The organism is Fimbriimonadales bacterium (genome assembly GCA_035559795.1).
Taxonomy (GTDB): Bacteria; Armatimonadota; Fimbriimonadia; order Fimbriimonadales; family ATM1; genus DATMAR01.
On record DATMAR010000012.1, the window covers coordinates 400,769 to 415,690 of the forward strand.

General features: G+C 47.6%; 15 protein-coding genes. 7 read left to right on the top strand and 8 right to left on the bottom strand.

Annotated features, from left to right (window positions below):
* Positions 1–9: 9 nt before the first annotated feature.
* Positions 10–873 carry a DNA-processing protein DprA gene (locus VNK96_08915; protein HWP31822.1) on the top strand — a complete coding sequence of 288 codons (864 nt, stop codon included), beginning with the start codon at positions 10–12 and terminating at the stop codon, positions 871–873.
* 76 nt (positions 874–949) lie between these two features.
* Positions 950–2,347, top strand: coding sequence for a hypothetical protein (locus VNK96_08920; GenBank protein HWP31823.1), 1,398 nt, complete (start codon positions 950–952; stop codon positions 2,345–2,347).
* On the opposite strand, the gene VNK96_08925 is transcribed toward VNK96_08920, so the two are convergent.
* Complete coding sequence (locus tag VNK96_08925; protein ID HWP31824.1) at positions 2,334–2,879, bottom strand: DUF192 domain-containing protein; 546 nt, start codon at positions 2,877–2,879, stop codon at positions 2,334–2,336. The genes VNK96_08920 and VNK96_08925 overlap by 14 nt on opposite strands.
* Entirely contained in the window at positions 2,876–4,000 is a 1,125-nt protein-coding gene (locus VNK96_08930) for a M20/M25/M40 family metallo-hydrolase (protein HWP31825.1), read from the bottom strand. Before VNK96_08930 ends, VNK96_08925 begins: the two co-directional genes overlap by 4 nt.
* A gap of 84 nt (positions 4,001–4,084) precedes the next feature.
* Here VNK96_08930 and VNK96_08935 point away from each other — a divergent pair, with 84 nt between their 5' ends.
* From VNK96_08935 to VNK96_08950, 4 genes are read left to right on the top strand one after another with little or no spacing between them, the layout of a single operon-like run.
* Positions 4,085–5,014, top strand: a complete 930-nt coding sequence (locus tag VNK96_08935; GenBank protein HWP31826.1) for an ABC transporter ATP-binding protein — start codon at positions 4,085–4,087, stop codon at positions 5,012–5,014.
* On the top strand, positions 5,011–5,922 hold the full coding sequence (locus VNK96_08940) for an ABC transporter permease subunit (GenBank protein ID HWP31827.1): 912 nt from the start codon (positions 5,011–5,013) through the stop codon (positions 5,920–5,922). The genes VNK96_08935 and VNK96_08940 overlap by 4 nt, the downstream gene beginning before the upstream one ends.
* Positions 5,919–6,839 carry an ABC transporter ATP-binding protein gene (locus VNK96_08945; GenBank protein HWP31828.1) on the top strand — a complete coding sequence of 307 codons (921 nt, stop codon included), beginning with the start codon at positions 5,919–5,921 and terminating at the stop codon, positions 6,837–6,839. The genes VNK96_08940 and VNK96_08945 overlap by 4 nt, the downstream gene beginning before the upstream one ends.
* The gene (locus VNK96_08950) at positions 6,836–7,603 is read left to right on the top strand and encodes an ABC transporter permease (GenBank protein HWP31829.1); all 768 of its coding nucleotides are present in this window, start codon (positions 6,836–6,838) and stop codon (positions 7,601–7,603) included. Before VNK96_08945 ends, VNK96_08950 begins: the two co-directional genes overlap by 4 nt.
* Positions 7,604–8,251: 648 nt before the next feature.
* On the opposite strand, the gene VNK96_08955 is transcribed toward VNK96_08950, so the two are convergent.
* The gene (locus tag VNK96_08955; protein ID HWP31830.1) at positions 8,252–9,055 is read right to left on the bottom strand and encodes an MBL fold metallo-hydrolase; all 804 of its coding nucleotides are present in this window, start codon (positions 9,053–9,055) and stop codon (positions 8,252–8,254) included.
* 7 nt (positions 9,056–9,062) lie between these two features.
* Positions 9,063–10,343 (bottom strand): DUF1015 domain-containing protein, encoded by a 1,281-nt coding sequence (locus VNK96_08960; protein ID HWP31831.1) that lies wholly within the window; start codon positions 10,341–10,343, stop codon positions 9,063–9,065.
* A 58-nt stretch (positions 10,344–10,401) separates the two neighbouring features.
* Here VNK96_08960 and VNK96_08965 point away from each other — a divergent pair, with 58 nt between their 5' ends.
* Positions 10,402–11,304 (top strand): farnesyl diphosphate synthase, encoded by a 903-nt coding sequence (locus VNK96_08965; GenBank protein ID HWP31832.1) that lies wholly within the window; start codon positions 10,402–10,404, stop codon positions 11,302–11,304.
* Between the two features lie 285 nt (positions 11,305–11,589).
* Here VNK96_08965 and VNK96_08970 read toward each other — a convergent pair whose 3' ends face one another.
* The 4 genes from VNK96_08970 to VNK96_08985 form a co-directional block, all read right to left on the bottom strand.
* Positions 11,590–12,426: a Stp1/IreP family PP2C-type Ser/Thr phosphatase gene (locus tag VNK96_08970; protein ID HWP31833.1), complete on the bottom strand. Its 837-nt coding sequence runs from the start codon at positions 12,424–12,426 to the stop codon at positions 11,590–11,592.
* Positions 12,423–13,310, bottom strand: a complete 888-nt coding sequence (locus VNK96_08975) for an FHA domain-containing protein (GenBank protein ID HWP31834.1) — start codon at positions 13,308–13,310, stop codon at positions 12,423–12,425. Before VNK96_08975 ends, VNK96_08970 begins: the two co-directional genes overlap by 4 nt.
* 81 nt (positions 13,311–13,391) lie before the next feature.
* Entirely contained in the window at positions 13,392–14,375 is a 984-nt protein-coding gene (locus tag VNK96_08980) for a Gfo/Idh/MocA family oxidoreductase (protein ID HWP31835.1), read from the bottom strand.
* The gene (locus VNK96_08985; protein ID HWP31836.1) at positions 14,372–14,854 is read right to left on the bottom strand and encodes a response regulator transcription factor; all 483 of its coding nucleotides are present in this window, start codon (positions 14,852–14,854) and stop codon (positions 14,372–14,374) included. The genes VNK96_08980 and VNK96_08985 overlap by 4 nt, the downstream gene beginning before the upstream one ends.
* Positions 14,855–14,922 lie beyond the last annotated feature (68 nt).

A 14,922-nucleotide genomic window follows, 5' to 3' on the forward strand; every position in this document is an offset into this window, starting at 1 on the left:
CTTTTTTCGATGCTCTTTTTCAAATGGAAGGGGCGGCAGTTGGTTTCTTTGCATCCTCGCCTTGGCTCTGTGGTCGTTGGCTGTTGGAACGAAGCCAGCACCGAAGAAGAATTCATCGCTCGTTTGGAAAGCCGCTTTCTGCGAGATGCCGCAGCGCTCATAAAAGACAACACCCTAAAAGAAGAGGCTCGCAAAAAGCTCTCCGATTTGGAGCGAAGGGGTTGGGTACCGCTTCCTTCCCCTTCTCCCAAATTCCCTCGCAGGCTTCGCACCGCTTTGCCTCGCGGCTTCCCTCCGCTTTTGTTCGAAAAGAAATTAGCAGAGAGGAACTCGGATATTTCAAAGCCTGCTATTGGAATCGTGGGAAGCCGAAATCTTACGGGAGAAGAAAAAGAGTTTGCTTATCGAGCAGGCATGTTCGCAGCCGAAAAAGGTTGGGTTGTATTTTCTGGAGGAGCGAAAGGGGCAGATAGGCTCGGAGTCTCTGGAGCGATATCCCAAAATGGTACTGGTGTCCACTTTCTGCCTGGAGGAGAAAACGGCTTTCCCTTTAGAGCATCCGGTCTCATAACGGCGAACCCGGAAGCAGAGGTTTTCGACAGGCTCATGGCTTTAGAACGCAACCGATGGATTTATGCCGCCTCTCATGCGGTTCTCGTCGTAAGCAGCCGTTTCGGGGAAGGGGGAGCGTGGGCAGGAGCCCTTTATGCAAAACGCATGCGGCTTTCTCCGATTTTTGTTTTTATGGGAAAGACGCCGAGTTCGGGCAATACCGCTCTTGCGAAATTAGGAGCGATTCCGGTATTTGATTTGAACGATTTGGAATGCGCATTGCAATCGCTCGCTTCATCCTCGATTTCTTTAGCAATTTAAAGGCGTTCCTTGAGTAATTATAAGCAGGCAAAACAAGTAAAAAACTCTCGGAATACCTCGTCGTCTAACGAATAAAGTGGTCTTTTTTTTAAGTTTTCTCGCTTTCGTATCTCAAATGGGGTGGAAAGAGGGCACTCCTGCTCCCGTTTTAGAAGCCGACCCTGGCTTCGAAAAACTTTATTGGAAATCCTGGGAACTTCTTCAAAGCGCTGTCGTCGAAGAAACTCGCCTTGCGATTTTCCCCCCCCGATTTCTCGCCCCGAAGGGAAGGGTTTCATTCGAAGAGGCTATTTCGCTCCCTCTTTATGCGCGTTGGGGGTGGAGGGCGAATCCTTGCATCGAAACATATAATTTCGCACTGCGGTTGATTTCCCCAGACGGAACTTCACCTGATGTTGTGTTACTCTCCGATGGCTCTCGGCAAGGAGTCGCCTATGGTCTTCCTCTCGCGCCGCTTTCTGGATGGAGCCTTTACGAAATAACAGGAGACAAAACCTTTCTCTCTATGATTCTGCCGTCGGTGTCTCTTCGGCATCGTCTCTACGAAAAAATTTTTCTGCAGAATCGAGGTGGATATCTGCCATCCGGATTTTCCCCATTGCCTAATGTGGAGACCCCCCCTGCAGTTCAAGAGTCTTCAGAATCGCTGGGCTTGCTTTTGCTCAGTCAGGAATTTTTGTTGAAAATCGCAAAAGCCTCCTCTTCCCCTGCGGAAAGCGCTTTGCGAAAAAGCGCTGAAGAATACCGTGCACGATTAGCCGCTCTTTTCGATAAAGAAACGGGCTGCTATAGAGGAAAAGACAAAGAGGGCAAGCCAACAGAACGGCTGTCTCTCGTTCCTTTTTGGGGGGGCATCGGAGGAAATCTATCTGTGGAGCATCCCTCGCTTAAAAAAGCCTTTCTCGATTCCGATAAATTCGGAACGAAAATGCCGCTTCCCATCGTTGCAAAAAGCGACCCAGCATTTCGTGCCGACGAGGAATGTCGCCCACTTTTTCAATATCTCACTCTCAAAGCGCTTTTGGAATGCGGACAAAACGAATTGGCAGGAACTCTCGCAGAAAGAATTCTCCGATTCATGCAGTTGGATGCCGGCAAGAATCACTTTCTCTACAGCGAATACGGAGCGGAAACGCGAAGCCATTCCCCTTTAGCAGAAACGGATTCCTTGGAAGCAGGATATATGACGATTGCTGGGCTCATCGAAGCGGTGATAGGGATTCGAGTAAACGCAGAGAAAAAAATCGTAATGTGGAATCTTCGCAGAACCGATAGGCACGGAATCCTGAAACTTCGTTTTGCGGATTGCACGGTAAGTCTTATCTGCTTGCCTCGAAAGCATAAAACCTCATCGGCTTCCCTCGAAGTGCAAACGGATAAGACCTTCACCCTAATCGTGCGAATCGGAGAAAAAGAATGGAGCAAAAAATTTCCATCGGGAAAAACGATTTGGAATTTGTCTAACGAATCTTGACGAGCTTTACCGTATCCCCCTCTTTCACACTGTTTTTCTCCAACCATCCTGCGTGGAGTTCGAGCGCATATCGCACAGGGTAATCCGAAGAATAAGAAGATTCATCATAAGGCTTCATCGTATAAACGCGCACGATCTTTCCTCCTTTATCTAAGAATGCGATATCCAAAGGGATTTCCGTGTTTTTCATCCAAAAAGCGCGTATCGTATCGTCCGTGAAAATAAACAACATCCCTTCGTCTTGCCCGAGTTCATGAGGCTTTACGAACATCAATCCCTCTTGCTGTTTTTCGGGGCTATCCGCTATGTAAACACGGACGTGCTTGTTTTTGACTTCCACAATTCCTTTTCGATAGGAGCCCAAAGGAGTCAATCGCTTTCTCTGCTCCGGCTGTTCTAAAGGCCGAGGTGGAAGGAAAGCATTGCGAGAATTTTCATTCTGTGCGGTCTTTTGTGTTTCAGGCTGAGGGTTGCACGAAAACATTCCGAGCGCAAACAAAATGAAGATGCTCCATGTAGTTTTTCGAATCATCGTATCTCCGAGGATACCTTTACGATTTCTATCGCAAGCCTCGCCGAGTTTACTAAATCCGTTTTCGATATATGTTCCTGGTGCGTGTGAATCTCTTCCATTCCTGTGCCGCAAACGACGGTTGGAATTCCTCGAGAATTGAAAACATTCGCATCGCTCCCGCCTAAAGTCGAGCGGAGGTCGTAATTCCATCCCAAACGGCGCGCGGCTTGCAGTGCCACTTGCACGACTTTCGAGTTTTTATCATGTTCGTATCCTTCATACGCTCTTTCGACGTCGATTTCAGCAATCGCCGAACCATCTTGCGCCGCTTTCTCTAAACAAGTTACCATATGCTCGATTTGAAGCCGAAGTTTTTCTTTATCGAAACTCCGCGCTTCTCCAGTCATCACCGTTTCAGCGGGAACGACATTCGTCGCCGTACCCCCCCGAATAGTTCCGATGTTCGCCGTGGTTTCTTCATCGATTCTTCCTAATTTCATGGCTGCGATTCCCACGGATGCAATTTGAATCGAATTGATTCCTTTTTCAGGGTCCTTGCCCGCGTGCGCAGGCTTCCCGATGACTCGAGCTGTGAACCTGTCATGCGTGCCGACACGGGAAACGAACGAACCAACAGGAGGACCTGTGTCGAAAACGAATCCATAAGAAACGTTCACATCTTTGAAATCCGATGCATATGCCCCTTTCAATCCGATTTCTTCCGCACAGGTTAAAACTAAAAAGATATCTCCGTGAGGAATATCCGACTCTTGTATCGCGAAAACGGCTTCGAGAATCGGCGCCATCCCCCCTTTATCATCTGCGCCTAAAATAGTTTTCCCATTGCTATAAAAAACACCATCTCTTTCTTCGATGACCAATCCTTCCGTGGGTTCTACGGTGTCGAAATGCGCAGAGAAAAAAATTCCCGGAATGCCCGCTTGGTTCGCCGGCAACTTCGCATATAAATTGTTTGCATTACCATTGATTTTTTGGGAAGCGTTATCTTCCCAAACCGAAAGACCCTTGGACTCTAAAAGGTTGCGTACAAAAAGTACACAATCTCTTTCTTGTAGCGGCGGGCTATTGATAAGACACAGGTCGCGGAACAGTTGAAAAAGTCGCTCTTCTCGAATCATAATTACACTCATCTTACGAGACAGTTTATCTTCAGATAACACCTTAAACCAGCGCCCCGAAATGAGCGTATACTATCTTGTTCCATGGCTATAGCGGAGTTGGACTCGCTTACCGTCAAATACGATAAGGTAACCGCTGTCAACAATCTATCTTGTGAAATTCCTGAAGGGTGCGTCGGCCTTTTGGGACCCAATGGTGCCGGAAAAACCACACTCATCAAAGCCATGCTCGGTTTTGTTACCCCTTTCTCCGGGTCAGGGAAAGTCCTCGGCTACGACATTCTCCACGAGCCTCTTACTGTAAGAATGAACGTCGGCCTGATGCCGGAAACGGAGTGCTACATCCCAGGTCTTACAGCGGTCGAATTCGTGGCTTACTGCGGAGAGCTTTGCGGAATGCCGCGCTCCGAAGCGATGCGCAGAGCACATGAAGTACTGGACTACGTAGGATTAGGCGAAGCGCGTTACCGCCTCATAGACACCTATTCCACGGGAATGAAGCAAAGAGCGAAGCTTGCACAAGGACTCGTTCATGGTCCGCACCTCCTCTTTCTCGATGAGCCGACAAACGGGCTCGACCCTGCGGGAAGAGAGGAAATGCTTACCCTCATCAAAGATATCTCTCATGGAAAAGGTGTAAATGTGCTTTTGTCCTCCCATTTACTTCCGGACATCGAACGCACTTGCGACTACGTCATCGTCATGCAAAAAGGGGAAATTCGAGCGAAAGACACGGTCGAAAACATCCGCAAAACATCAGCGCTGCAATACGATATCGAACTGAAAGAACCATCGGATGACTTCGAAAGAGAAATCGAAAAATTCGGCGCAAAAGTCATCAGCCGACTTTCGCACTCTTATAGAATCCAATTCATGGATGGTATCCCCAGTGCATCGCAAGCAATTTTTCTCGCTGCGAAAAATTCGAAAGCGCAGGTGCGAAGTTTGCGCCAAGCCCAAAGAACCCTCGAAGATGCATTCTTAGAAGCACTACACTTAGAAGCACTACAATGAGCCAACCCACACGCATCGCAGACCTCAGTTATCGAAACTACGACGGGCCGAAAACATTGTCCGCCACACGTTGGTGGAGCATTACCAAAAACGGCTTGAGAATGAACATTCGCAAGAAGAATTTTTGGACACTCGCAATCTTTTGCGCACTTCCCTACCTCATCATGGTTATCAATTTGTTCTTTACGCAAACGATTCGAGAATTCCAAAGAATAAAAATTCCCTTAGAAGCGACGTTTGCGCAGTATTACGGGGGGAGTTTCGTTGTCTTTTTAGTGATGTTTTTCGCTATGCTCGTTGGTGCTGGTAGCATCGCAGCAGACAATCGCGCAAATGCCTTGCAAATTTATTTATCCAAAGCGATTACGAAATTCGATTATCTCGTTGGAAAATGGTTGTCCATTTTTATCCCTGTTTATGCAGTGGTGTTCTTGCCTGCTTTCCTCGCCATCACCTATGCTGCGCTCGACCAAGGAGTCGTCGAATTTTTCAAACAGCATCCTACGTTACACCTCAAGCTTTTCTTGCTTGCCGCAATTCCTGCTGCTTTCCACGCCTCGATGTTGTGCGGGATTTCCGCATGGAATAAAACTCCGTGGGTCGTAGGGGTGATTTATATCGCATTGGTATTTTTCACCGATGCAGCCGTAAACATCGTCGCAGACGTAGTCGACATGTCAGATCCCCAAGCCTTCACCTTGCGCCATCTTAGTCTTTTGGGGATACTTTCAGGATTAGGCTACCATGTAATCGGTTCCGCTCCCGCGGAGTTCGATTTTCGTTCGGGGCTCGAAATTCCCTCCCTTCCCGAATTCCCCCCCCTGTTTGCGGTGTATATCGTTTGTATCGTCGTAAGTCTCCTTTTAGCATTTTCGAGAATTAGAGCAGTCGAGGTAGTACAAGGATGATCGAAGCGACTCATGCTTCTCGATGGTATGGGCAAGTCATCGGACTGAACGATGTCTCGTGCCAAATCGGAACGGGAATTACTGCTCTTTTAGGGCAAAACGGAGCCGGGAAATCCACTTTCATCAAACTGATCACCGGACAACTTCGACCGACGACAGGCGAGATAAGAGTTTGGGGAGATACTCCTTTTGCGAATGTCGAAATCTTTCGCAAACTCGGATATTGCCCTGAGACAGATAATTTTTACGAAGATATGACCGGACGACAATTCGTCTCGCTCATGGGGAGGATGTCGGGGATTCCAGCATCGCGTGTTCATGGAGCAACACAAGAGGTTTTGAATCTCGTAGGGATGTCGGAGCGAGCAGATAGCAAAATCGCCTCTTACTCGAAAGGCATGCGACAAAGAATCAAAATCGCACAAGCACTCATCCATGACCCAGAACTCCTCGTTCTCGACGAACCGTTGAGTGGATTGGACCCAGTAGGAAGAAGGCACATTTCGGATTTGCTGAAAGAATTAGCCACGAAAAACAAAATCATCATCGTGAGTAGTCACATCCTTTACGAAGTCGAAGCGCTCACGCAAAATATCCTTTTGCTCCATCGCGGTAGGTTATTGGCGCGCGGTGACGTGCGTGAAATTCGTTCGCTCATCGACCGTCATCCTCATCAAATCCGTTTAAAAGTAGATGAAGCGCGCAGATTAGGACCTCTTCTCATCCAACTTCCTTCTGTGCTTTCCTTGGAATTCAACCGAAACGATCCGACAGAACTCAATCTTCGCACGACGCAACCCGACGCTTTCTATTCACAGTTCGCCGACATCGTCTTAGATCATCGAATCGAAATCAAAGACTTTTATTCGCCCGATAACGATTTGGAAGCGGTGTTCGGATATTTGGTGGAAAAATGAGTTTTTTAGAATTGTACGCCTGGTCTTTTTGGGAAAACACGCGCCTGCGTAAAACGATTGCAGCGTTGCTCGTAAGCCTCGTCGCTCCCTTTTTCGCTTTACTGGTTCGGACATTAGCGGACGACACGAATCGCTCGAACACTTATTCCCTGATTATTCAATTGGGAGGATATTCGTTTTGTTTAGTGATTTTAGCGATTTTGTTCGCCTCGAGCATCATTTCGAGCGAAGTTACTGCAAAAACGATTCCTTATCTTCTAACGCACCCCGTTCCGAGAGCAAAACTCCTTCTTGCAAAATGGTTAGGAGCAACGACCCTCGTAACGATCTCGATGATGTTTAGCGCGTTTCTCACGGCTTTGATATTGTACGGGGGGGATTTTCTTAATTCGCAACTCCAGCGGGATTTGATTGCTATTCCCATTGCTTCGATTACCTACTGCGCTGTATGTTCGTTGCTCTCCGTTTTACTCACGAGGCCTGTGCTTCCTATGGTAATTTACGTCTTCGGGTTGGAAAGTTGGATATGGATGCTTTCAGGCGACGTGCAAAAACTCTCCATCATGGCTCACGTTCGTGCAATTGCAGGACACACCCCAGTCGGAGCGAGCGACGTCACGGAAGTTATCGCGCTCTTGAATCCTACTACTATAGGTGAGACTACCGCTTGGAACACGCTAATTCTCGTCACGATAATTTCCCTCACCCTCGGCTGCGTTATTTTTTCAAAATGTGAATACATCCCAAAAGAAGAGCCGACGTAAACCGCTTCACCATCTGGCTTTCCTCAAAGTAAATTCGAATGCACTTTGACGTATTGAAATGATGAGGGAGCGTCGAAGCCGCAAAACGACGCTCCCTTCGCGCGTTCGAGTGGGGCAAAAAAGCCTTTCTGCCCGAAAAGACGAAAGAAAGGGCGAAAAAGCCTCTTAAATTTTCGAAAAAGACTTCGAGAGCGTATTTAGAAGCGGAGCATCTTTCCCTGCTGATGAATGAATCTTGTTCCCCTTCGAGCGTAGCGAAGAGGGGGGAGGACCCTCGAGGACGCAGTGAAATCTTTTTTAGTTTCTCTCGTTCCCAAACTCTGTTTGGGCATGCATATAACCCCCCTCCATAAGGTTCCCCCTGCTTCGCAAGGGGAACCTGTTTCACTTACCATTTCTTTCCGGAATAATTCGCTTTCTTCCAATTGGGAACAGGGTATTTTCGAAAACAAGTCAACCGGATTTTTGCCTCTTGACGCTCCTACTTAGAAGTCACAGGGTTTCGAGAAAAAATTTTCTCGTTCCCAAACTCTGTTTGTGAACGCGTATCTCGATCTCCTTCTGTCGAGGTTATTCTAACGGTCGGAAAAATCGCGCTTTACAGCGCCCCTACAAGCGAAATCCGTAATAAATCGTAAAACTTTCTTCCTAAATCTCGAGTAGCATTCCGTCAAAGCCTACATCGATTCCATGCGGTAAAAAGAATTCCTCCAAAGCCTTATGCGTAGCCATCCCTGCATGTGCATGGTGAGTCGTCACGAATTTCGTCTTCTCTGAAACGCATCCCAACTGTCGCATCTTTTCCACCACGCGGAGAAAGTCCTCACAAGATAAATGCCCCCAATATTCCGTCGGAGCGAATCCATCGGTGCATTCCATAATCGCTAGGTCCAACTTCCAATCTCTTAGAAAATCCCACGTTTCTTGCTGATAGTAACCCGTGTCGGTTGCATAAAGTAAGGTTTTTCCATCTTTTCGAATCAAGAAATTCAAACTCTCTTCGTCGAGTTTATGATAAGCGCGTATCGGGATGACCTCGTATCCACAAATTTCTTCTTTCTGAAATGATTTCAATTCTTTTTTCTGAAATCCTTCGCCATACATTTCTCCAAGAACTTTTAACACGGCTTCATTTCCATAAATTACAGGACGGGGAATTTCTAACGGAACGAAGGGGGGGAGAAAATATTGCAATTCTTTGACATCAAGATGGTCATCGTGGGAATGAGTAATCAAAATCGCTTTCCAATCTTTCGCTCGCAAACCGAAGCGATGAATTTGCGCTAAGGTATCCGCTGGAAAATCTATGCGAAGCACATCGTCCACCAAAGCGCTCGCACGCAAACGCATCTCTTTTCCGCCATGCGTTCGAGCGTATTCCGAAACCTCACTATCCGCGAACATTGCGGGAACTCCATCCGCAGCACCTGTACCCGTGAGAAGAATTCTCATTCGAAAATCAAAAGTTTTCTAAAGACCAAAAAACTAAACCACTCAAGAGTTTCGGATAATAATACGTAGATTTTTGTGGCATCTTTTCCCCCCCCTCTGCGATGATGCGCATCGTTTGTACGGAAGGCGGGTTCATTAATATCGCTACTTCGTACAGTTTCTTACGAACGGATTCCAACGCTTCTTCCGCACTGCGTGTATAAGCAATCCCTTCCGTATCTTTTACGCCGAACACTCTTTTGAGAATCAGTTCATGAGCAATCGTAACGTCGAGCATTTTCCATGTATCGCTTGCGTCTCCTTCGATCCATTCGAGAACGGCTTCCGGCTCTTCGAGCGTCGCTAACCAAGCAACTGGATCTTGCATCGCGACTCCGAACACGCGCGTATCGGGAGCGTTGTGTGCTCTCACCTCCTCCGGAAGTTCGTTCATTGCTACGTCTCGCACATTGAAATAAGTTTGCAAACGTTGGCGTGCTTCGTTTCGAGACACTTCGATATGCTTTATCATCCTATGTGTAGGAAGAATGACGAGGCCAGGATCGCGCATACTCGATAGCGCGATCAGAATGTAATCCTCTGCGATTTCCTCGCTTCTTTCGCCCATCTGAGCGCGATAATTCAATGCCGTTTCATAACGATGATGTCCATCGGCAATCCAAACTCTCTCGGGTTGCATCGCTTTTTGAATTCTCTCGATCGCATCCGGATCGGTGCAACGCTTCAACTCGTGGTGAATCTCATCTTCCGTCGTAACCACAGCAACCGTCTCGAAGGGTGCCGAATATAAATTTTTTTCGACATTCATTTCTTCGTCTTGATATAAACCGTAGATACATTCCAAATGTGTGCGAGTGGCTTCCAAAAGGCGAAGACGGTCTTCTTTGTGTTTCGGGAAAGTTTCCTCATGAGGCAACACAATTCCCTTCTCATAGGGTTCGAGCTTCATCAAAGTAATCAACGACTGCCTCGTTAGACGACGATTCGTCAACGGGTCTGTGAAAGTTTGCAGATAGAGGTAGAGGCCAGGCTTTTCTTCCGCTTTCAGGATTCCCTCTCGCTTCCATTCGGTTAAGCGTGAAGAACTCCGAGCGTATTTCACGAACTTGCTTCTATCATCAGGAAGCGATTCCGGAAGCGTCAGCCAAACCGTGTTATAGGGACTTTTGGCGGCTAAGCGTTCACGCTCCTCCGGCGAAATCACGTCATACGGCGGAGCGACCAAATTTTCGAGGTCTCCTGCCTTTTCACTAAAGCGATAAGCGAGAAATGGACGAATTTTTGCCACGAGTGTAAATATAGCCCACAAAATAAAAATGGCTCTGCGAGGCGATAAACTGTGATTCGTGACATTGCCCGAATTCGCGAAGGATTCTCGTGAAAAAATCGAACGACGCCTGGAAGAACTCCTCCCTTCCGAAAAAATCCCGCCCGAACAACTTCATAAAGCAATGCGATATGCAGTGTTGGGAGGAGGGAAACGAATTAGACCGTTACTCTGCCTGACGTCCGCCCGAACGCTCGGAGGGGCGCTCGAGGAGGCCCTCGATGCGGCATGTGCAATCGAGATGGTGCACTGCTTCTCCTTAGTGCATGATGATTTGCCTGCGCTGGATAACGACGTTTTGCGTCGAGGAAAACCGACTTGTCACGTCGTATTCGGAGAAGCAATCGCCCTCCTCGCTGGAGACGGACTTTTCAGTTTGGCGTTCGAAACGATTGCTCGAATGAACGCACCAGAAAAGGCACGATTTCTTGCAATATCCGCGCTTGCTGAGGCTGCCGGAACGCAAGGAATGGTGGGGGGGGAGACGCTCGACCTCCTCGCTGAAAACACTCCTGTCACACTCGAAGACGTCAAAAGAATTCACGAGAAAAAAACCGGAGCTTTAATCGCCGCCTCTTGTGAAATCGGCGCGATATTCGGACTCGCCTCGAAGGAACGGGATTTCGATAGAACCGATCTTCGGATTCGCACTTTGCGAGAATTCGGTGAACGTATTGGTTTGGCTTTTCAAATCATTGACGATGTATTGAATGAACAAGGGGACCAAGAACGACTCGGAAAGCCTACGAAAAGCGATAGAGAACGAAAAAAAGCGACGTATCCTGCTCTACTGGGCATAGACGAATCTACTCGTATGGCGAAAGAAATATTCGAAAACGCGTTGAAAATCATCCAGAATTTCGGAGAAAATGCGACTCTTTTGAAAGAGATTGCAAGTTACATCATCGATAGAAAAGAATAAATAAGTAACTCGAATCATCCCTATCGCATTTCATTTCAAGAAATGATTTTCCATGCCTCAACTGCTCCTGCAGTTGAAGTTATTAGATATTTTCGCATTTCATGCCTCAACTGCTCCTGCAGTTGAGGCTTTTGACATGTTTATATTCCAAACTCTGTTTGGGAACGTAATTGTTTTTTATCCTCTCCTGCTGTTGAGGCTTTTCTTCAAATTATGCGCAGATCGGAAAAATCGCGCCTCACGGCGCTCCTACGACTTATGTTCTATGGTTACTCTTCGAGCGAATCACCCTTTGCCAACCTCGGTCAATTCATCCACTCTCACGATCAAAACAGTGCAATTATCCCGCCCCCCCTCAGTCAGCGCGGAATTGACCAATCTCCATGCCGCTTCGGATAGAGAATGATTCGCTAAGATGTTTCGGATTTCCTCGTCGGGCACATGATTCGTCAACCCATCCGTACAAAGGAGATAAATATCGTTCTCTTCCAAGTCGAATGTTTCGATTTGCGGTTCGATATTTTCTTCGACACCGATTGCTCTAGAGAGCACATGCGAATACGGATGCCACATCGCCTGTTCCGGAGAAAGCAAGCCCGCTTTGATTTGCTCGTTCACGAGAGTGTGGTCTTCGGTTAATTGTTCTAAAACACCATGACGCAAACGATATATTCGAGAATCTCCTACATGGGCTATCGTCCCGCGGTCTTGGCAAATCACCAATGCGCTCAACGTCGTGCCCATTCCGCTTCTCGATGGAATTTGTCTCGACATATCCAAGATATAACGATTCGCCGCCTCGATGGCGGCTCTTGCCGCCTTTTCGATTTCAGGTGCCGTATGATTCATATACACATCGATAAACGTTTTGCAGGAAAGTTCGCTCGCAATTTGTCCTGCCGCATGCCCCCCCATTCCATCGCAAACTACGAATACCGCCCCCCGTGTCGCCAGCCGATAGTCGTCTTCGGGGATATAGAACTCGAACTTGTCTTCGTTATTTTCTCGGACTCGTCCTAAATCGGTTTTGCACGCGAGAGAGATTTTCGGACGTACGCGAAGTTCTGCAGGCGCTTGTGTGAGTTCTTCTGTCGAAAATTCCGCCGTGATTTCTTCGCTCATTCGCTAATCTCGCTTTTCTCTTTCTCTGCAAAGCGCACCCGAAAGACGGAACTTCCGAGTTGTAATTCGTCTTCCGGTCGAATTCGCACGGGTTCATGGGGGGGGATTTTCGACCCGTTCAAGAAACTCCCATTGGTGCTTCCGACATCCGTGAACCAAACTTCCTCCCCTTTCACCTCGATTTTGCCGTGCAATCCAGAAACATAAGGGTCGCTGATTACGATGTCGTTTTCAGAACGACGACCAATCGTATTCACCCCCGCTCTAATCGGAAATTCATTTTCTCCCGAAACTAAAAATGCTACAGGCGGCTCTTCTCCTCGTAAAGGACTCTCGATCGTTTGCGTTTGTAAAGGGGGTGGAACTTCTTCCGACATCTCCTCTGGAAACTGAACGGTAAGAGGAACACCACCGAATTCCACTTTGTCTCCATGTTTGAGTTGTCTCGGGACGTTCGGTTCTAACTTCTCGCCATTTACGAATGTGCCGTTCGTGCTGCCGAGGTCTTTAAGAATCAGAGTGTTATTTTCGAAAATTATTTCCGCATGCTTTCGGCTCACACGCCCATCGGATAGAAAAACATCACCTTCTCTCCCGACAAGGTTCTTTCCCGGTTGGAGGAAATGTTCACGCCCATTTTCTTCGACTAAGCAGGGCAACTTCACAGCGGGTGCGCCGAAAGCATCCTCCGGCAAAGCGCTGGAAAACAATAAACCGCACTCCACGCAAAACGCTTCTCCCGCTGCGTTGAAAGTTTTGCAAACAGGACACTGAACGGGCTTTATCGTTTGCGTAACTTGAATGCTGGGCGCGGCGCCGATTTGCGTGCGATAAATATCCTCGCTCGGGTCTTGCGAATTTTCCTGCTTTTCGTTATCCGACATGTCCAATAACAAAGACTCTTTTTATTATAGTCACAAAATTTCCTTTCGCTTTCGGGAAATGTCTTCAAAGGCTGACGAAATCTACTCCACGATTTCCACGGGAGCGCCGCGTCTCACACTTTCATACGCTGCAAATGCCACCCGAGCAGCCTGTAAGCCGTCGAAGCCCGTTATCGGTGGATCCTTCTCCCTTCTCACTACCTTGAGAAAATCGCCGATTAAATTTCGGTCCAAACTACTTCCGAAACTCACGAGTGAGTAGCGATTGGGGTCGGTGCGATACATCTCGAAACCCTGATTGAACAAATCCACTTCGATGACGCCTTCCTCCCCGACCACATTCATCATCACGTCTCCCCATATTTTGTAATTTTGTGGACGCGACCAACTCGAGTCGAGCGTGGCAAACACATCGTTCGCAAAACGCACGTGAAGGATTGCAGTGTCCTCCCATTCCTGTCGATAGAGATTGTTTCCTATTTGCGCAAAAACACTGATGGGTTCCGATTCCAGCAAATCTCTCAAAAGATCAGCCACATGCACCACATGGTCCATCATCGCCCCCCCACCTGAAAGTTCTGGTTTCGTAAACCAACCTCCGGGGCACATTCCTCGATTCGTCGCACACACAGCCAAAACTCTCCCCAATTTTCCTTGCAGGACGTACCTTTTCATCTGCTGATACGCCGGGCTATAGCGACAAGGAAATGCAGTCATCAAAGGAATTCCTGTCTCGTGCGCTAAAGACAATATCTTTTTCCCATGCTCTTCGTTTACGGCGATGGGCTTTTCACAAAGAACCGGCTTTCCGTATCGTGCAGCGACTTCCACGAGCTCTAAATGATAGATATTTTCGCTCGTAACAACCACACCGTCGCTTTTCTTCACTAACTCTTCCCTATCGCGATAAAAAGGCACTTGATATTGATCGGCTAACTTTTCTCCTCTCTCGAAATCGTGGTCCCATATGCCTGCTACTTCTGCGTCTTCGGTTTGTTTCAACACATGAATATAAGAATATGCATGAAGATGCGCAATCGAAAGAAATCCGATGGAAGTTTTCATATCGACTTCTCCCGTACCGCTTTCATCGCCACCTCCGTGCGACTATTCGCATAAAGAGATTTCGATATATTGCCCACGTGAGTTTTCACAGTTTTTTCTGTAAACTGCAAACACTCGATACGTCGAATCGTAATCACGACTTCCTCCGATGTGTTCGTTTTTAGCAAATAACCGTTTGTCCCCGCTCGTATCGCTTGAAGCACATTTTCCTCCTCTTTATGAACTGTGAGAATTACTGGGACTCCATCATGCTTTCGTTTAACCGACTGCCAAATGCATTCGATTCCATCCATCCGAGGCATCTCGATGTCTTTGAGCAAAACATCCGTATCCTTTTCCTCCTCAAGCCTAGTAGCTTCGATGCCATCCCTCGCCAGCTCTAATAATTCGATGTCGGGCTGGCAGGAGAGCACCTGCTGAAAGGCTTTTCGATAAGACTCTTCGTTATCCGCAACCACCACCCGAATCCGCTCTACCATGCCGAAATGTTACCGCCGAGAAACGCAACGTAAATGCCTTTGCCGCAGGCATTTCAAAACGTGATTCT